We start from the raw sequence: 21270 nt of genomic DNA on the forward strand, positions 1-21270 counted from the left end.
ATGATCCGCACCAAACACCGCTCTGCGACCCGTTGTGTCTCTCCCTTGCTGCAGCGCATGATGCGGAATGCGTTCAGCGTTGAGCCGCTCGAGCAGCGGGTGCTGCTGTCTGCCGACCCACTGCTGGCAGCAGCCCATGTGGTGCTGCCGCGCAATGGGGGTGAGTACGACGGCATTCACGAGCGGATGGGCTGGCAGGGTGAGGAGTCTGCTCGAGACCGCATCCAGATGCTGGCCCGCGAGCAGTCGGGCTATCCATCGGATCTCGATCTGGCCCTGCCTTCGTTTGCCGTGGACTGGACCGCTTTCGGCGTCGGAAGCGGCGCTGTGCGTTCTTCCTACATGGACGCGGCACTGCCGGCAGGGGATGCCGGCAGCGGGTTCGGCGAAACGGGCGCTCGTGTCGCGGGCGAGCGCATCCAGCTGCCGGACATGCCGGGCGAGGAACTGGGCTCACAGGTCAACGGCGACCACAGTTCGGCCGGCGCGGCAAACCCCGGTGCGGTCGCGGGTCTCGAATGGATGACCATCGGGTCTGGAAACGTGGACCTGGCCCTGCTGGCGCCGGCCGCGGGTGCTCTGGATGCCCATTTGAAGATCAATCCCGGCGCGGTGCTGGGGGGCAGCGGAACGCTGGTGGGCGATCTGGTGAACGAAGGCACGCTGAGCCCGGGCTATTCGCCCGGTCTCCAGAACCTTGCCAACTACACCCAGGGCAGCGATGCCGTGCTGCAGATCGAGATCGCCGGTCTCGCACCGGGTGTGGGTCATGACCAGATCAACATCGCGGGTCTGGCCCAGCTCGATGGCCGGCTCGATGTGGTCTTGCTGGATGGTTTTCAGCTGACTGCGGGCGACTCTTTCAAGATTCTTGACTACAGCGCCGTCGAGGGTTCGTTCTCGGCCATCGGTGGTCTGGCTGTGGGCAGCGGCATCTACCTCGAGTACCGGCAGGACGCCGATGGCGTCTGGCTGACCGCGCGGTCCCTGGAGAGCCAGACCACCGTGACCCTGGGTTCGGGCGACAACGCGGCCGAACTGAGCACCTTCAGCGACGGCGCCACCACCTTCCTGTCGGTGCAGGGCAGCGGTGCCGATGCGGCGACCCGGGTGGTCGTTCAGCTGCCGGCGCAGCAGCTGGTGGTGGAGGGCGGGACGGGACGCGACCAGATCACCCTGGGCGCGCTGCAACTGGGCGCGACCGCCCTCACCGTGCTGGCCGAGCAGATCGTGGTGCCCCAGAGCAGCGTCACGCTGTCCAGCAGCAACATCTCTTTGCTGGCAAGCGACCTGGCCACGGCCGCATCGGGCGTCGGGGCGCAGCTCGATGCCGCGTCATCGGTGATCGTGGGTGGTCAGATCAGCACCTCGGGCTGGCTGGCGATTGAATCGCGCAGCGAGGTCGAAGCGGGCCTGAACAGCCCCGACACCCTCAATCTGTCGATCCAGGCCTCCAGCGTTGCGCAATCCCGGCTGCTGGCCGGGGCTTCGATTCGTGCCGGGGGTCTGTCGGTGGTGGCTGTCAGCCAGGGCAACTACAGCGCCTCGGCCGCACCGTCTGCGTTGTCGCTCGCCAGCACGGGCTCGGTCACGGTGAGCGCCATTCAGCGTGCCGAGGCCGATATCCAGGGCGGCGTGGTGCTGCAGATCGGCCAGTTGGTGTCTCCAGCGGGTGGCAGCGAAAGCCTGCTGGTGGAGGCCCTGAACACCGCCGATGTGCTGGTGAAGATGACCAGTCAGGATGCACTGCTGACTTCGTTGACCGGTTTTGACCTGCTCAACACCGTCATCGATCTGGACAAGACCACCCTGGCGTCTCTTGGGACCGCATCGACCAGTGCCACGGCGGCGCGCCTGAGCCTGGGTGGCCTGGCGGGCGGAGCCAGCGGTGGCGTGGTGGTTCGGGCCGCCAGCGGTGGCGCGGTGATCGCCGATGTGGTTTCTTCGCTGGTGGGCAGCGTGCAGACCAACGCCTCCGACAGTGCCAGGGCGTCGGTGGCGCAATCCGATCTGTCGGCGGCGGGGCTCATGGTCTCGGCGCAGCATGCCGGTCAATACATCGGCCGCGCCAAGGATGTTCGTCAGACCATGGATGGCGGCGTCTGGGCGACGCTGGACAACACAGTCTTCCAGGGCCCGGCGCAGGGCGACGGTGTCCTGGTCGACGCCGCCGACCGCGGCTCGTATCTGGCCCGGTCGGGCGATTTCCAGCTCGATCTCAAGCAGTTCCCGTCGGTGGCGCTGGGCCGGGCCCTGGCTGGCAACACGGTGGACCGGTCTGTTTCCGCATCGGTCACCAGCAGCTCGGTGGATGCCGCTGCGATCAGCGTGGTGGCGCTCAACGCGCAGGAACTGTCGTCCCGGGTGGATGTGCAGAGCCTGGTCGACAACGGCGGCCAAAGCGCGCTGTTGCCCACCTATTCGCTGGCCCTGGGTGGCAGCGTGGCCTGGAACGAGGTCACCGGCGACGTGATGGCGGTGGTCACGGACAGCCAGCTGCGCACAGACGGCGGCGTGCGGGTGCTGGCGAACAACGAATCGGCTGTGTCGGCGCGCACGGAGGCGGCTTCGAGCGTGGCCGGCGGCAGCGGGGCGGCGGTCGGTATCGCGGTGGCTTTCAACTCGATCGGCGCGGCGATCGGCAGCGTCTGGGCAGCGGGCATGGACACGCTGCTGGGCACGGCCTGGAACGACAACCAGATCAGCGAGGTGGTCGCTAAGATCGCGGGCACGCGGCTGCAGGCGGGTGGCGACGTGACGGTGGAAGCGGTGCAGGGCGCCGACGTCAACGCCACCGTGACCAATGCGGCCGAGAGCAAAGCCTCTGCCCTGTACGGCGCGTCCGGCGCGGGCGCGGCGGCCGTGCTTGCCAGCAACCGCATCAACACCGGCGCACGCGCCTCGTTTGAACGAACACCGGCCAAGGCGGTGGTGGGTGGCCACCTGGTGGTGCGTGCCGAGGATGACATCGGCGTGCACGCCAATGTGAAGCTGGTGGCCTCGTCGACCACCAGCAACGACGGTGGCGTCCAGGTGCTCAGAGACCTCGCGGGCAGCTTGCAGGACGCCGTCAACCCGGCCCGGTACCTGAGCAGCAACACCGCCACGGTGCCGGTTCAGTTTGGCGACCGGGTGAAGGTGGCCGAGGGCGATGATGCCGGCAAGATCTACCGCTACCTGGGTGAGCAGGGCAGCATCAAGCCCAGCACCGAGGCCTACGACAACCTGGACCTGTGGCAGGAGGTGCTCGGCACCGACGCCATTCCGAGCATCGGAAACATCAGCAACTCCGACGCGATCGCGGTCGGCGGTGTGGTGGTGCGCAACGATGTGCGCGGTGGGGCGAAGGCATCGGTGAGCGATGTGCAGAGCGCCAGCGCCTCGCTGACGATCGAGGCCGTGGCCAGCTCGGTGATCCAGGCCAAGCTCGACAGCTATGTGGAGAGCTCGGGCGGCAGTGCGTTTGGTCAGGGCACGAGCCTGGCGGTCAACGCGACCATTGCCACCAACCTGGTTCTTGGAGACACCAGCGCCGAGTTGCTGCGCAGTGTGGTGGACACCCTGAGCGGCGACGTTCTGGTGCGTGCGTCCAACACCGCCGGCATCACGGCCACCAACAACAGCATCACCAAGAGTGGTGACAGCGGGGCTGGCGTGATGCTGGCCTTCAACACCCTGGGCTGGAAAGCGCAAAACGTCCTGTTCCAGGCGGTGGACGCCCTGGTGGGGACGTCGATCGGTGACATCGACACCAGCGGCGCCGTGGCCCGCGTGGTGGACAGCACAGTGACAGCCAGCGGCCACGTCAAGGTGGAGGCCATCCAGGCCGCACAACTGACAGCCAGCCTGAGCAACGACAGCACCTCGGCGGCGTCGGCATTGTTTGGCGCTTCCAGCCTGGCGGTGAGTGCCGTGCTGGCGATGAACCGGGTGGCCAGCGAAGCCCTGGCCACGGTGGAGGGCAGCACGCTGGGTGCGACCGGTCGCATCGATGTACTGGCCAGGGAAGAGGCGGGTATCAAGGCCAACAGCGACATGAAGGCGATATCGAGCACCACCAACGATGCAGGTGCCAGCCTGGTCGGCGGCTTGATCGGCGACCTGAGCGCGGGCTACCAGTTCACCACCCGCTCGGGCACACAGCCCCTCAAGGCAGGCGACCTGGTGCGGGTGGCATCTGACCACCGCTCCGGCGGTGTGGCCGGCGGCGTTTACCGCTACAGCGGAGCGGACACCAGCACCAAACTGTCGGGTGTCAATTATTTTGGTGCGGACTGGCAGCGCGTGCTGCCCGAGGCCGCTTCCAAACTGCTGCCGAACCTCAACCTCTCCGGCTCCGACGCCATTGGCGTGGGCGGTCTGGTGGTGCTCAACGACCTGCGTGGTCAGGTCAAGGTCGCGGTGACCAACAGCCAGGCCTCGGCCGGCGTTGACCTGAACATGGCCGCCGTGTCCCTGACCCAGCTCAGCGCGCTGTCCGAAGGCATGGTGACCTCCTCGGGTGGCAGCTCGTTTGGCGAGGGCACGAGCCTGGCGGTCAACGCCATGATCGTGACGAACATGGTGCTGGCCGATGTGCTGGTGGATGTGAAAGCCAGCACGCTGCGCGCCGGGGGGAACCTGAGCGCCACGGCCGACAACGACAGCGCCATTGACGCCACGCTCAACAGCGTGACCAAGAGCGGCGACACGGCCGTGGGCGTGGTGCTGGCTTTCAACACCCTCGGGTGGGAGCCGCAGAACATACTTTTCCGTTCAATCGATGCATTGGTCGGCACGGAAATCGGTGATGCCAAACCGTCGCGGGCGCAGGCGCTGTTGCTGGACACGGTGCTGGTCGCCGGTGGTGACGTGCTGGTGGACGCCAGCAATGCGGCGCAACTGAACGCCACCCTCAGCAACGCCGCCACGTCGGAAGCCTCGGCCCTTTTTGGCGCTTCCGGCACCGGCGCATCGGCGGTGCTGGCCAGCAACATGGTGGCCGCCGGCGCGCTGGCACAGGTGGACTTCAGCGCCACTTTTGTGCTGCCCTCCGACCTGGTGCGCCAGATCACCGCGGGCGGCGCGTTTGCGGTGCGTGCCAGCGACACGGCCGGCGTGTTCGCCAACGTGAAGCTGGTGGCTTCCTCGACCACCACCAACCTCGGTGGTGTCGACATCTTGCGCAACACCGTGTCCACCGTGTCGGACATGGTGAAGGCGCCCAAATTCCTGAACACCGACACCGGCACCTACACCATCAAGTTCGACGAACGCGTCAAGCTCGTTGACGGGGACGACGCGGGCAACATCTACCGCTACATGGGTGTCAGCGGGAGCTTCACGCCTGCAGACGCCGATTACACCGACCTGGACCTCTGGCAAGAGGTGCTCAGCACCAACGCCATTCCCGGCATCGGCAACGTCAGCGACTCCGACGCCATTGCCATCGGCGCTGCGGTGGTCCGCAACGATGTGCGCGGTGGCGCCACGGCGCAACTGAGCGACGCCAGTGTCCAGTCGGCCAGTGCCCTGGTGGATGCGCGCGCGCAGTCCACCATCAAGGCGGTGCTCGACAGTTACGCAGAGAGCTCGGGCGGCAGTGCGTTTGGCGAGGGCACGAGCCTGGCGGTCAACGCGACCATTGCGACCAACCTGGTGCTGGGAGGCGCCACGGCGGAGTTGCTGCGCAGCGTGGTGGACACCCTGAGCGGCGATGCCGTGGTGCGCGCCACCAACACCTCCGCGATCAACGCCACCAACGACAGCGTGACCAAAAGCGGTGACACCGGCGCGGGCGTGATGCTGGCCTTCAACACCCTGGGCTGGAAAGCGCAAAACATCCTGTTCCAGGCGGTGGACGCCCTGGTGGGGACGTCGATCGGTGACATCGACACCAGCGGCGCCGTGGCCCGCGTGGTGGACAGCACAGTGACAGCCAGCGGCCACGTCAAGGTGGAGGCCATCCAGGCCGCACAACTGACAGCCAGCCTGAGCAACGACAGCACCTCGGCGGCGTCGGCATTGTTTGGCGCTTCCAGCCTGGCGGTGAGTGCCGTGCTGGCGATGAACCGGGTGGCCAGCGAAGCCCTGGCCACGGTGGAGGGCAGCACGCTGGGTGCGACCGGTCGCATCGATGTACTGGCCAGGGAAGAGGCGGGTATCAAGGCCAACAGCGACATGAAGGCGATATCGAGCACCACCAACGATGCAGGTGCCAGCCTGGTCGGCGGCTTGATCGGCGACCTGAGCGCGGGCTACCAGTTCACCACCCGCTCGGGCACACAGCCCCTCAAGGCAGGCGACCTGGTGCGGGTGGCATCTGACCACCGCTCCGGCGGTGTGGCCGGCGGCGTTTACCGCTACAGCGGAGCGGACACCAGCACCAAACTGTCGGGTGTCAATTATTTTGGTGCGGACTGGCAGCGCGTGCTGCCCGAGGCCGCTTCCAAACTGCTGCCGAACCTCAACCTCTCCGGCTCCGACGCCATTGGCGTGGGCGGTCTGGTGGTGCTCAACGACCTGCGTGGTCAGGTCAAGGTCGCGGTGACCAACAGCCAGGCCTCGGCCGGCGTTGACCTGAACATGGCCGCCGTGTCCCTGACCCAGCTCAGCGCGCTGTCCGAAGGCATGGTGACCTCCTCGGGTGGCAGCTCGTTTGGCGAGGGCACGAGCCTGGCGGTCAACGCCATGATCGTGACGAACATGGTGCTGGCCGATGTGCTGGTGGATGTGAAAGCCAGCACGCTGCGCGCCGGGGGGAACCTGAGCGCCACGGCCGACAACGACAGCGCCATTGACGCCACGCTCAACAGCGTGACCAAGAGCGGCGACACGGCCGTGGGCGTGGTGCTGGCTTTCAACACCCTCGGGTGGGAGCCGCAGAACATACTTTTCCGTTCAATCGATGCATTGGTCGGCACGGAAATCGGTGATGCCAAACCGTCGCGGGCGCAGGCGCTGTTGCTGGACACGGTGCTGGTCGCCGGTGGTGACGTGCTGGTGGACGCCAGCAATGCGGCGCAACTGAACGCCACCCTCAGCAACGCCGCCACGTCGGAAGCCTCGGCCCTTTTTGGCGCTTCCGGCACCGGCGCATCGGCGGTGCTGGCCAGCAACATGGTGGCCGCCGGCGCGCTGGCACAGGTGGACTTCAGCGCCACTTTTGTGCTGCCCTCCGACCTGGTGCGCCAGATCACCGCGGGCGGCGCGTTTGCGGTGCGTGCCAGCGACACGGCCGGCGTGTTCGCCAACGTGAAGCTGGTGGCTTCCTCGACCACCACCAACCTCGGTGGTGTCGACATCTTGCGCAACACCGTGTCCACCGTGTCGGACATGGTGAAGGCGCCCAAATTCCTGAACACCGACACCGGCACCTACACCATCAAGTTCGACGAACGCGTCAAGCTCGTTGACGGGGACGACGCGGGCAACATCTACCGCTACATGGGTGTCAGCGGGAGCTTCACGCCTGCAGACGCCGATTACACCGACCTGGACCTCTGGCAAGAGGTGCTCAGCACCAACGCCATTCCCGGCATCGGCAACGTCAGCGACTCCGACGCCATTGCCATCGGCGCTGCGGTGGTCCGCAACGATGTGCGCGGTGGCGCCACGGCGCAACTGAGCGACGCCAGTGTCCAGTCGGCCAGTGCCCTGGTGGATGCGCGCGCGCAGTCCACCATCAAGGCGGTGCTCGACAGTTACGCAGAGAGCTCGGGCGGCAGTGCGTTTGGCGAGGGCACGAGCCTGGCGGTCAACGCGACCATTGCGACCAACCTGGTGCTGGGAGGCGCCACGGCGGAGTTGCTGCGCAGCGTGGTGGACACCCTGAGCGGCGATGCCGTGGTGCGCGCCACCAACACCTCCGCGATCAACGCCACCAACGACAGCGTGACCAAAAGCGGTGACACCGGCGCGGGCGTGATGCTGGCCTTCAACACCCTGGGCTGGAAACCGCAAAACATCCTGTTCCAGGCGGTGGATGCCCTGATCGGCACCCAGATTGCCGACATGCAGGCGTCGGGTGCGGTGGCCCGCGTGACGAACAGCACCGTCACCGCCAGCGGCCATGTGCAGGTGGAGGCGATCCAGGCCGCGCAAATCACCGCGAAGCTCACCAACGACAGCACCTCGGCAGCCTCGGCCTTGTTCAACGCCTCCAGCATGGCCGTGAGTGCCGTGCTGGCCATGAACCGCGTGGCCAGTGAAGCCCTGGTCACGGTGGACAACAGTCGCCTGACGGCCGGTGGCACTGTCAAGGTGGACGCCCGTGAAAGAGCGGGCATTGACGCCAGCAGCGACCTGAAGGCCATTTCGAGCACGACCAACGACCTGGGCTCCAGCCTGGTGGGCGGGCTGATCAGCGACCTGACCCGCAGCTACGACTATTCCAGCCGCTCGGGCAACCGGACGATCGCCAGCGGTGACCTGGTTCGTGTGGCCAGCGGTCACACCGCCGGGGGCGTGAGCGGCGGCGTGTACCGCTATGTGGCTGCGGTTCCGGTGGCGAGCGATCCGAGTGTCGACTTCGGTGGCACGCTGATCGATCTCGCGAAGGAAGACTTTCTGGGCGCCGACTGGGCCCGTGTGGTGCCGGGCAACATCGCCGCGGCCATCCCGTCGCTGAGCTTCACAGAGTCCGATGCAATCGGTGTCGGCGGCCTGGTGGTGCGCAACGACTTGCGCAGTTCGGTCAAGTCGATGGTCAACAACAGCCAGCTGCGCGCCGGCGGCGATGTGCTGCTATCTGCGCTGGAAGCGACCGATCTCAAGGCCCTGTCTGAAGGCATGGTCAGCTCCTCTGGCGGCAGCGCGTTTGGCACCGGCACCAGCCTGGCGGTGAACGCCATGATCGTGACCAACCTGGTGTTGTCCGACGCCGTGGTCGAAGCGCTCTCCAGCACGCTGGATGCCACCGGCAACGTGTCGGTGACGGCGGAGAACGCCAGCGGCATCGACGCCACCCTCAACAGCGTGACCACCAGTGGCGACACCGCGGTGGGCGTGTCGCTGGCCTTCAACACGCTGGGCTGGGAGTCACAGAACATCCTCTTCCAGGCGCTGGACGCGCTGATCGGCACCTCCATCGGCGATGCGCAGCCGTCCCAGGCCCGGGTCCGGGTGCTCGACACCGCCCTGTCTGCCGGCGGGAGCCTCACGGTGGAAGCCACCAATGCGGTTCAGCTCAATGCCACATTGAGCAACGCCGCGTCGTCCTCGGCCTCGGCGCTGTATGACGCCTCGGGCGTGGGTGCCTCGGCGGTGCTGGCCAGCAACATGGTGGCGGCGGGCGCCGTGGCCACCATCGAATACGGATCGACCTACGTCCGGCCGCAGGGCCGCACCGATGATGTGGTGGCGGGCGGCGATTTTGTCCTGCGCGCCAGCGATGCGGCTGGCGTCTACGCCAACATGAAACTGGTCGCCTCGTCGGTGACCAGCAACACCGGCGGTGTGAGCGTGTTGAAAAACTCGCTCAACGCCCTCTCCGTCAAGGACTTCGACTACCTGAGCACCGACGGCGAACAAAGCCTGGTCTTTGGCGACCTGGTGCGGCTGGCGCAGGACCACGATGCCGGCGGCACGCCTGGCGGTCTGTACCGTTACATGGGCACCGCCTCGACGGTGGATCTGGCGGCCGCCGACTTCAGCGATCTGGGTTACTGGTTCGAGAAGACCTCGACCCAGGCCATTCCCGAACTCAACATCAGCGATTCCGATTCGGTGGCGGTGGGCGTGCTGGTGGTGCGCAACGACGTGCGCAGTGGCGCTGTGGCCCGCATCTCGGACGCGCGCATCGACGCCGCTGCCATCCAGGTGCAGGCACTCGAAGAGGCGATCATCCGTGCCGTGAACAACAGCGAGGCCACCTCGTCGGGCGGCAGTGCGCTGGGCGAGGGCACGAGCCTGGCCGTCAACGGTGTGATCGCGACCAACCTGGTGCTGTCGCATGCCGACGCCGAGATCCTGCGCAGCCAGGTGCAGAGCCGCAGCGGCGACGTGGCCGTGAACGCCGACAACCATGCGTTCATCGACGCGCGCAACGTGGCCAATGTGCAGTCGGGTGACACCGGCGTGAACGTCACCCTGGCTTTCAACACCATCGGCTGGGAAGCACAGAACATCCTGTTCCAGACGATCGACGCCCTCATCGGAACCGACATCGGCAACGAAGACCCGGCGCGTGTGCGCGCCTACATCACCGATTCCCAGGTGACCTCAGCCGGCAACGTCAGCGTCACCGCCACGAACCGCGCCGTGTTGCGCGCGCTGGTGGACAACGACACCGAGTCCAAGGCCTCGGCCCTCACGGACGCGTCCAGTCTGGCCGTGGGCGCCGTGCTGAGCAGCAACATGGTGAGCGCGGTCACCGATGCCGCGATCCGCAGCAGCAACGCCACCAACCAGGTGGTGAAAGCAGCGGGCAACGTCGTCATTGAGGCCACGGAAAACGCGTCGATCCGCGCCATCTCGCGCTTGTCCGCCATCGCATCCACCCAGAACGACGGTGGCATGGGCCTGGTGACGGGCTTCATCGTGAACAGCGCAGGCACGGATTTTACCGACCGGTCCGGCACGCAGACCGTGGCCAAGGGCACTCTGGTGCGCGTGGGCAGTGCGGCCTACAACAGCTACGACGAACCCGACACCGTGCAAGCCGGTGACCGGGTCGAGATCAAGTTCGACAGCGAGGGCGCGGCCGAGGGCGATGTCTTTGAATACGTGGGCAGCACCGCCCTGGAAACGCCCGATCTGGTCGAAGAAGACTGGAGCAACAGCCAGCGCTGGCGCAAGGTGCTCGGCGAGGCCGGGCAGGTCTACCTGTTTCTCGGCACGCCAGGCGCGCTGGACCTGGGCGTGCAGGACTTCACCAACAAGTCGCGCTGGCAGTCGCTGCCTTCCACCGATCCGAAAGATCTGGTGCCGGGCTTGAGCACCAACATTTCGGATTCGGACTCGATGGCCTTTGGTGGCCTGATCGTGCGCAACGACGTTCGAAGCGGCGTCAAGGCCCTGCTGCTGGGGCAGCAGGTTGAAGCCGTGGGCCATGTGCACATTCTGGCGACCGAAAACGCCAGCATCCTCGCGCAGACCGACAGCACGGTGAAGTCCAGCGGCGGCAGTGCGTTTGGCGAGGGCGAGGACGTGGCTGTCAACGCGGTCATCGTCACCAACCTGGTGCTGGCCTCCGCCGATGCGCTGGCGAACCGCAGCAGTGTGCAGTCCGGTGGAAACTTCCGTGTGGAAGCCGTGGACAGCGCGCGCATTGTCAGCACCATCGACTCCAGCGTGAGCTCGGGCGGCTACGCCATTGGTGCGGTGCTGGCCTTCAACACGGTGGGCTGGAACCCGCAGAACGTGTTCGCCAACGCCATCGACACGCTCGCGGGTGGCGTGTTCGGCACCGAAGATCCGGTGCACGCGCGCGCCGTGACCGAGGCGGTTTCCATCGCGGCGGGTGGCGACATCGTGATCCGAGCCGACTCCAACGCCGCCATCGACGCCCGCATTGAAAACGCGTCGGCGGCCATTGGTGTGACCCCCGCAGGCGGGGCGAGCAGCATCACCGTGGGCGCGATCCTGAGCCTGAACCTGGTCAGCACGTCGAGTGCGGCCACGCTGGGCGCGAGTGCGTCTGGCGTGAAGGCCGGTGGCAAGCTGTCGGTCAGCACCATCGAGCGTTCGTCCATCGTGTCCGACGTCGAGGCGGCGTCGATTTCTGTTGGCGTCGGTACCGGTGAAGCCACCGCTGTGTCCATCAGTTTTGCGATGGCGCGCAACACCTTGCGCAGCGAGGCATCGGCCTCCCTGGCCGCTGGCCTGGCGGTGTCGGTGGCGGGTGATGTCTTGGTGACAGTGGAGCGCAGCGGCTCCATTGAGGCCACGGCCACTGCCACGGCGGTTGCCGTGGCGGCTGGTTTGAAAAGTTCGGTGGCCGTGGCCGGCGGCGGCGCGATCGCGGTCAACACCATTTTGGGCGGCAGCAGCGCCGTGATCCGCAACAGCGACATCAGCGCTGGCGGCCATGTCGATGTGCTGGCGCTGGATACCGCGCGCATCGATGCACTGGTGCGCGCCGCTGCCCTCGCCGTGGGGTTTGGGTCCAAAGCCACGCCGGCGGTGGCCCTGGGCCTGTCGGTGGCGATGAACGAAATTGGCTGGGACCGCAGCCAGACGCCGCCGATCACCTACAACAACGAAGACAAACCCAACGCGCTGCGCACGGGCGATACCGTGCTGATCACGAAGGGCCCACAGATCGGGCAGGTGTTTGAATACACCGGCGAGAGCCGCAACGACAAGGACGGCATCAGCCTGGGCGCGCAGAGTTACCACGACCGGGCCCAGTGGCGCCGTGTGGCGATCACCCCCAGCCGGGCCGAGACCACGGCACTGATCGAAGGCTCCGGCGTTCAGGCCGGAGGCAACCTGACGGTGCTGGCCACCTCCACCGCGAGCATCGGCGCGGTGGTGCTGGCCGGCACGGTTGGTGTGGCGGCTTCGGCCAAGGCGGGTGTGGCGGTGTCTGCCGCCGGTGTCTACACCGAGAACAACATCCTGGTGGATGTGCGCGCGCAGATCCGCAACAGCGGTGCGATCGCTGCCAACCAGATCACGGTGCTGGCCGACAACGCGGCCAGCATCAACGCGATCGCCGGTGCGGCTTCGATCGGCGCATCGCTGGGTGGCAAGGCCGGCATTTCGGTCACCATCGGTTTGAGTCTCGCCTTCAACGCGGTGGCCGGCGACACGCTGGCCAGCATCGATGCGGCGCAGACGGTGACGGCGCGCTCTGGCGACCTGCGCATCAGCGCGGTCTCCCGGTCGGTGCCCCTGTTCACCATCGATCTCGCCACCACCGCCGGCTTGTCGGCCGCGGTGCTCGATGATGCTGCCACCAGCGACCCGGACGATGAGGACACGGAGGGCCGGGACGAATACATGCTGGACCGCAGCAAGGACCTGGGTCTGCTGTCGAAACTGGCCGATGCGCTGCGATTGAACGGCATGGCCTTGCCGTCCGCACCGAGCCTCACGGCCGACTGGGACCTCACCTCGGGCGATGGCCAGAAAGAGCTCAAGCCAGGACAGAAAGTCAAGCTGGCCGGGGGCTACGCCCTGGGCGGAACGGGTGGGCGGGTCTACGAATTCACCGGCAGCACGTCCCTGGATGGGGATCTCGGCACGCTGAATTACGCCGACACGACACGCTTCAAGGTGGTGGAGCCCGAGCTTGTGCTGCGGGTGCTGGAGCGTGGTCGCTCGTGGCAGTTGTTGCTGGCCAATGGCCGCAGTTACACGCTGCAGCTGAACGCGGCCAACCCCACGCTTCTGCAGGTGGGCAACAGCACCATCCACGCGGTGTCGGCCGCGGCCGCGCTGGGACTGGCGGTGGGGGGCACGGCGGGCATTGCGGTCAGCGGCGCGGGCGCCGTGGCCTACAACGAGGTGCTCAACAGCACGGTGGCGCAACTCTCCAACGGCGATGCCACCGCCACCGGCAACGTGTTTGTGACCGCTGTCAACACGGCGGCGATCAGCTCGATCGTGGCGGCTGTTTCCCTGGCAGTGGGCGCCGGGGGCACTGCTGGCGTGGGGGCGTCGATCGGCATCGCGCTGGCGCGCAACTGGATCGGCTACACCGATGAGGCGCCGGCCTTGCGGGCGCAAACCCGGGCCTCGGTGCTGGATGCCAGCATCAACGCGGGCGGCGACATCCAGGTGCTGGCCACCGCAGAACAGCGCATCGGTGCGCTGGTGCTCAGCGGCTCAGCAGCCATTGCCGGCGGCGGCACGGCGGGCGTGGCGGCCAGTGGCTCGGGCGTGGGCGCCAACAACCGGATCGCGATGGACATCACCGCCGAGATCGATGGTGACCGGGCGCGCGGCATTCGAGGCAATGCGGTCGAGGTGCTGGCGGTTGATCGCTCGGTGATCAACGTGTTTGCCGGTGCAGCCTCCATTGCCGCTTCGGTGGGGGGGACAGCAGGCGTTTCCTTGTCGATCGGCGCTGCGCTGGCGCGCAACCACATCGACAACCGGGTGGTGGCGGCGGTGCGAGCGGTCGAGGATCAGCTGGTCGCCCGCGCAGGCGATGTGCAGGTTCGTTCGTTTGAACAGGCCTACATCGCATCCACCGCCATCGCGGCCTCTGTGGCGGCCGGTTTTGGCGGCACCGCGGGCATTGCCTTGTCCGGCGCAGGCGCTTCGGCCACCAACGTGATCCTGGGCGAGAGCAGCGCGCTGGTGATCGACAGCACGCTGCTGGCGGCCCGCGACGTGGCCGTGAGCGCCATCAACTCAGCCACCATCACCTCATCCATCATGGGCCTTTCGGTGGCCGCGGCGGGTGGCCTCGTCGGTGTCGGTGCCTCCATCGGCGTGGGCATTGCCCGCAACTACATTGGCTCGGACCCCGGTTCGAGCACCTCGGCGACCCACACCTCGGGCCTTGACAACCCGCTGCAGATCCGTACCGGCGACACCGTGTACCTCGCCCCTGGCAGTGGTGGTGCCCGCGCGGGCGACACCTACCGCTACATCGGCAAGCAGACGCTGGGCAAGAAGGACGTGGACGGTGACGGGGTCAAGGACAACCTGCTGGTCACCCAGGACTACGCTGACCGCGAGTTGTGGGAGCAGGTGGTGGTCGAGCAGCCGCTGCGGGTGCAGGCAGTCATCGAGGGTGCCAGCCTGAGCGCAGGGCGCCACATCGAGGTACTGGCCGACGCCATGCAGAGGGTCGATGCCAGCATCCTGGTGGTCTCCGCAGCGATCACGGGCGGCAAGGTCGCGGTCAGTCTGAGCGGCGCCGGGGTGAACACCGAGAACCATGTGAACGCGGTGGTTCAAGCTGTTGCCGGGCGCAGCGTCACGGCGGGCGACGCGACCCTGCTGGCCCAGGGCAACATCACCCTGCGGGCACAGGACTTCTCCAGCATCGATGCAGATGCCAAGGCGGTCTCGCTGGCGGCGGCCATCGGCATCGGCGGCGCTGCCGCAGTGGGTGTGTCACTGGCCGACAACCGCATCGACCAGTCGGTGCTGGCCGGTCTCAAGGGCGCCAATGTTCAGGCGGGCAGCGACATTCAGGTGAGCGCCCGAGGGGGTGCCGTGATCGACGCCCGGGCACAGGCCGTGGCCGCCGCGGCGGGGCTGATTTCACTGGCCGGCGGTGGTGCGCGCGCCAGTGCCGTGATCGACTCGCTGATCGATGCCGACATCAGCGATGCCACGGTTCAGACCACCGGCAAGCTGCTGGTGGTGTCCGAAGGTTTGATGCGGGCCGACGCACTGGTCGAGGCCACCGCCGTGAGCCTGGGCGCGATCGCCGCCGCTGCCAGTGGCACCGTGACGCTGATCGAGTTGAATCCGGAAATCACCGCCGGCATTCGCACCAGCACGGTGCGCGCCGCCGAAGTCGACATCAAGGCGCTGGGGCGCCAGACGGCCAACGTCGAGACCGCATCCATCAGTGTCAGCACCGGGGTCTCGGTGGGCGTGTCCTCGGCCACCATCAAGGAGCGTGCCCGCGTGCTGGCCGGCCTGGGCCATGCGGTGGACCTGCAGGCCAGCCGTCTGAACATCGATGTGGACAGCAAGGACATCCTCGATGTCCAGAGCGTGGCCGCCACCGGCGGCTCGCTGGTGGGTATCTCGGGTGGTTATTCCAGCCTGTCCATGGACAGCCAGGCCGTGCTGGTGATGGGCGACAACAACAACATTGCCGTGGGCACCCTGGTGCTGAGCGTGGTGCATGACCAGGACGTGGACTCACAGAGCCTGAACCTGGCGGTGGGCTTGCTCGCCGGCAGTGGCGCCCTGGTGAGCAACAGCTTCAACAGCTCCGCCGATGTCCGCATTGGCGCCAACAACAGCATCGAGGCCGGCAGCATCACCGTGCTGGCCAACAACCGGGTCAAGAAGGACCGCTATTCCCTGCAGGACAACCTGCGTTCCGGCTCGGCCGGCCTGGTCAATGTGAGCGTGCTGCTGAGCGAAACCAGTTTCGGCAGTGCATCGAATCCCATGAGCGCGCGGGTCAGCCTGGGCGACGGCACGCGCATGGTGGTGGCGGGTGACGCTGCCGCCCCCGGCAAACTGCGCATGGAGGCCTTCATCGACGTCCTTGCGACCGACAACGTGCGGATCGAGGGCGTCTCGGGCCTGGGCCTGTCGGTGGGTGAATCGGCGCTCAGGACCCACACCGAAACCGGTGTGTTCCTCAACGGGGCAACGCTCTCCAACAACAGTGGCGACATCACCGTCACCGCCAAGACGGACACCCGGGTGAACCCCGGCAGCACGCTGTTCTCCGCTGCGGCGGTCAGTGGCGGTGGCTCGATCGCCACCGGCCGCATCAACGCCAGCAACGTGATCTCGGCCCACGACGCCTCGTTGCGTGCGATGAACGTCAACCTCTACGCGGGTCGTGACGGTTTTGCCATTCCCAACCTGTTGCGCGGCGATGCCCAGGCCAACATGACCCTGGTGGGTCTGGCCGGGGTGGGCATTCCGGTGCCGACGATGGTGATCGATGAAAAGAACGAGGTGCTGCTCTCGGGCAGCTCGTCGCTGCGCGCGCTGCGAGATGTCAATCTGGTGGCCAAGGAGAGCCTGAGCCTGCCCAACACCGATGGACTGGTGTTGTCCCTGTCGCTGATCCCGTACGCCGTGGATGTGCCCGATGGCGGGAAGATCAACAGCAGCAACCGCGTCAGCGTGACCGAGCAGGTGCGCATTGAAGCGGGCATTCAGAACCAGCTGTTGATGCATGTGCTGCCCATGGTGGTCAACGGTGAGCCCAAGCTCGATCCGGTCCGCATCGGCACCGCATTGACGACGCTGGAGAAGGCGGCGCTGAACCTGGACGCCGACCAGGACTATGTGTATGCCCTGCTGCAGGCCGACAACATCGCGATCAACATTGGCGCGGGCACTCTGGTGGAGGTCGCTGCCGACAAGCTCGATGGCAGCCGCGTGGCCCTCGGCGGTGAGACCGGCGCGTTTTATGTCTTCAATCCGGGCGCCGACGCCCAGACCGACCTGCAGCTGGAACTGCAGGACTACAGCGACGCCCGGCAGTGGAACAAGGTGCAGGTGCTGGAAGTCACCAGCGGCACGGTGCTGGCCCAGGCGGGCATCACCTATGTGCGCTTCAACGGCGAGATCTACCGTTACAGCGGCACAGAACAGACGCTGGATCTGGCCGCGCAGAACTACACCAGCTCGGACGTCTGGTCCGAGGCGCTGCTGTTCAGCAGCGACATTGGCCGCAACTTCCGCACCAGCCTGGAAGGCAAGTTCTACATCATCAAGCCGCGCGAGCTGGCCACGCCACGCCTGGTCTACGCCAATGTGGGCAACAAGCTGATCGACCAGCGCGAGACGATCCTGGGCTGGATCGCCAGCCACGCCGGCAACGCCGAAGCGATTGCGCGTTACCAGGCCGAACTCGATCAGGTCGAGCAAGCCCTGAAGGATCTGGGCATCGGTGAGACCCTGGGCAGCGAGGGGGGCACGCTGGTCGCGCCCAAGGACCTCGATGTCTTTGTGGTTGAGTTGCCCGACCTGTTCGCCTCGCCCGGCTCCATCCTCATCGAGGCCGATGCCGCGAGCAAACCGCTGCCCGCGACCATTGCCAGCCAGTTTGTGGCCCGACAGGGCGCCACCATCAACGTGCTGAACACGACCCCGTTCGGTTTGCAGGTCAACAACGTGGGTGTGTCAGGCAACAGCCGCACCACGATGATCGATGGTGAGCTGGTGGTGCTGGATGCAGGCCATGTCTATTTCAACTCGGTCAAGGTCTCGGCCGATGGCACCGGTGCAGCCGACAGCCTGATCCAGATCGTCCAGGACGGTTACCCCAGCGCCGCCTACGACCTGACGATTCCCCCGCTGCCGCAAGACCTGTATGTGCGCGGCAACGTGGTCAACGAGGCCGGCCGCCTGGTGCTGAAAAACCTGGACGGCAGCATTTCGGTCACCGGCGAGCTGCGCGCCAAGACGGTCGAAATCGCCGCCAAAGGCAATTTTGACCTCAGCAGCGACGCCTGGTACCACACCGGGGCCGACCCGCGCCAGTACGTCAACTACACCCGCGACTTTTCATCCCGGGTGTTCAACGACCAGGGACGGTCAGCGGCCATCGTGTTCGGTTCGCTCGGCGATCCGGCCTTGTCGGGCTTGCTCAGCGGCATCCTGGACAACAGTTCGCGGGTGCTGGCGCTGGGTGACATCAACATCCGTGCCAAGTACCTCAACATCAACGGTCTGGTGCAAAGCGGGGTGGACCAGTACACCCTGGTGATCGACGAGAGCTTCAGCCCCGGTGTTTCCACCGGGTTCACCGATGCGCTGGGCAACACCCTGGCGGGCATCAGCTACGGGCCGGACAACGTGCCGGTCACCGGTTTCTTTGATGCGGCCAGCGGCACCATCCTGCTCGACCCCATCGTCGCCAAAGGCGGCAAGATCAACCTGACTGGGCAGATCGTCAGCACCGGCAACGGTCACCTGCGGGTGGCCAGCGGCTACGCCAGCGTCAACATCACCAACCACAGCAACTGGAAGCTGGCGGCCGACCGCATCGATGTGTCGACCAACCGGGTCGGCACCATCACCATCACCGACAGCGGCACCCTGAGCAGAAGCGTCTATGAGGCCCGCAACGGGCAGGTCACCGTCGAGCAGTTCCAGGGTGTGCTGGTGCCGGCCGATCCGGCGATCCCGGGCGACATCCAGGCCATCCGTTACGACAAACAGGGCGCCACCGGCCTGCACGGCATCGACGAGGTCTTGCTGTACCGCCCCGAGGAGGGGCAGTACTACGTCTGGGTCGAGGGCCAGGAAAAAACCCGCACCCGGCTGGAAAAGTTCGAGAAAAACAGCTTCTCGATCATTCCGGGCCTGTTCGAGATCGATGGTCTGATCGCCGACAAGAACAAGGTGAAGGAGGACGATGCCTTCCGCGACGCGACGCCATTGCTGGAGTCCGAAGGGTTGACCAGTGGTATCCGGCTGCCCAGTGGCGCCGTGGCCAGTGACTTCGCCTACCTGGTGGTGTACGAGCAGCGTGTCGATGAAACCGTGGCGCTGGTCAAGGACCTCTCCAAGGTGGTCGATGTCGCGTCACGCCGTGTCTACACCTATGTCGGCTCTGCCGAACAGGTGAGCCTGATCAGCACCGATTTCGGTGACACCTCGCTCTGGATCGCCACCGGAGAATCCTTCGGCACGATCGAGCAGGCGCGTGCCTGGGTCGACACCAAGACGGAAAAATACGCCAGCGACTACGTCAACTCGAGCCGCACGGTCAAGACCTGGAAGACCGGCGGTGGGTGGTTCAGCAAGAAGACGATCCACGTGGAGACCATCACGGTCACCGGCCTGAAGGACTACTACACGCATGCGCTGCGCGCCGACCACCCGATCGCCGTCAGCTTCATTGAAGGGCCCAGGACCCCTGAAATCAACATCCAGAGCAAGGGCGCGCTGGTCATGTCTGGCAGCGTCAGCCTGGGTGGCGACCCCGACGCCCTGGGCATCCTGCCACCGCTGGACAATCCGTTCGCCGGCGCTGCCCCGGGCACCGTCTCGATCGGTGCCGATCAACTGAGCTTTGGTCGGGACGCCGTCATTTCGGGCGCTGCGCCCATCATCGACACGCTCAGCAGCATCAGCGTGACGCTGCAGAACGTCACCGGACTCACCCACATCCGCTCGGCGGGCGACATCAACATCACCTTGCTGGACGACGACGCCGATCGGTCGTTCAAGCTGGGCCAGATCCTGGCCGGTGGCGACGTCAGTGTGCGTGCCTACAACGGCATCGACGGTCGCAACGGCATGGTCGAAGGCAACCGGGTCGAACTCGACGCCGGCCTGGGCGGCATGGAAGTGCGGCTCGACTCGAACCGCACCGGCAATGGCGGTGTGGCCGCCCGCGCCAGCGGCGAGATCCGGATCCAGGAAGTGGCCGGCGATCTGCGGCTGATCGCGGCCCGCACCATCGCCGGTGCCACGGCCTCCATCACGTCCATCGGCGGCGACGTTCTGCTCGACACCCGCGACGGCTCCATCGTCAACGCCGCCTACACCGGCCTGCGCCTGGACAGCAGCAGCGGCGTGCTCGACGCGCGCCTGCAGGCCCTGGTCGACAAAGGGCTGGTGAGCGCAGACCAGGTCCGCTACACGCTCTCACCGGCGCTGATGGCCCGCCTGTATCCGCATGCACCCATGCCCGGCCAGGCGCCGGTGGAGGCCACCGGCCTGCTCAACATCGAGGCGAAAAACCTCACGCTGCTCACGCGGGGCGACGGCACCGACGTGGGCCGCTCCAGCGGCCGCATGACGATCAGCAACCCGGGTCAGTTTGATCTGCTGTCGGCAGAGCACAAGGCGGTGCTGGCCCAGGCGCGACCCAGCGACGTTCTTCGGGTGGATTACGCGCTCTACCGCTACAAGGGACCGGACGCCACTTTCTTCATCGGCAGCGAAGCGGTGTTCAACAACATCGAGTTCTGGGAAAAAGTGCCCCCTTCCGCGGCTGGCAACGCCGCCGTGGTGGCCTCCTCACGGGACAACGTCGCCGACCTCAAGACCGGCGACGTGGTGGCCAACAACTTCGTCATCGAACGTGTGCTGGTGCAGGTGTGGGACGAAGTGCGGGTGGCCGTCAGTGGCCAGGTTGACGTGCGCTCCGAAGGCGATGTCGTCATCGGTGCCAACGGCGACATCACGGTCCAGCGCCTTCAGGGGCTGGACCGGTTGCGGCTCGATGCAACGGGTGACGTGACCGGTGCTGCCGGCCAGACCACCCACTTGCAGGCGAGCGACATGCAACTGCGTGCCGGTGGCGACATCGGCGGCGCTGCGACAGATGCCTTGTTGCTCACCATCATCGGTGGGCGTCTGCAGGCCACCGCAGGCGGGCATCTGAACCTGGACGTGGTGTCTGGCGATGCGCGCCTGGGGACCTTGCAAGCCGGCAGCACAGCCCGACTGGTTGTGCAGACGGGCGACATCGTGGACGCCCGCGACGCGCTCGATGGCGAGCGCGCCAACCTGCGCGCCACAGACCTGGTGCTCAAGGCCAGCGGCCTGATCGGCCAGTTTGCAAGTCCTTCCTTCCCGGACGGCGCACTGGTCACCGAGGTGTCGACCTTGCAGGCGACCACCACGGGGCCAGCTTCGCTGCGCGGCCTGATCGCCATCGACAACCGGGGCGACCTGGCGGTGGTGGGCGACGGTCTGGTGATCGGCAACACCGACGCCGGCGTGCTG

General features: G+C 66.5%; 1 protein-coding gene (running past one end of the window). It reads left to right on the top strand.

Features of this window, described 5'->3' with window-relative positions; genetic code table 11:
• Positions 1-21270: the 5' portion of an LEPR-XLL domain-containing protein gene (locus tag QUV35_RS07415; protein WP_300872129.1), read on the top strand. 21054 nt of this gene lie beyond the right edge of the window; 21270 of the gene's 42324 nt are visible here — the first part of the coding sequence; the start codon lies at positions 1-3; its stop codon lies beyond the right edge, outside the window.

Origin of the sequence: Hydrogenophaga sp. (assembly GCF_030373225.1) — a bacterium.
Classification (GTDB): domain Bacteria; phylum Pseudomonadota; class Gammaproteobacteria; order Burkholderiales; family Burkholderiaceae_C; genus Hydrogenophaga.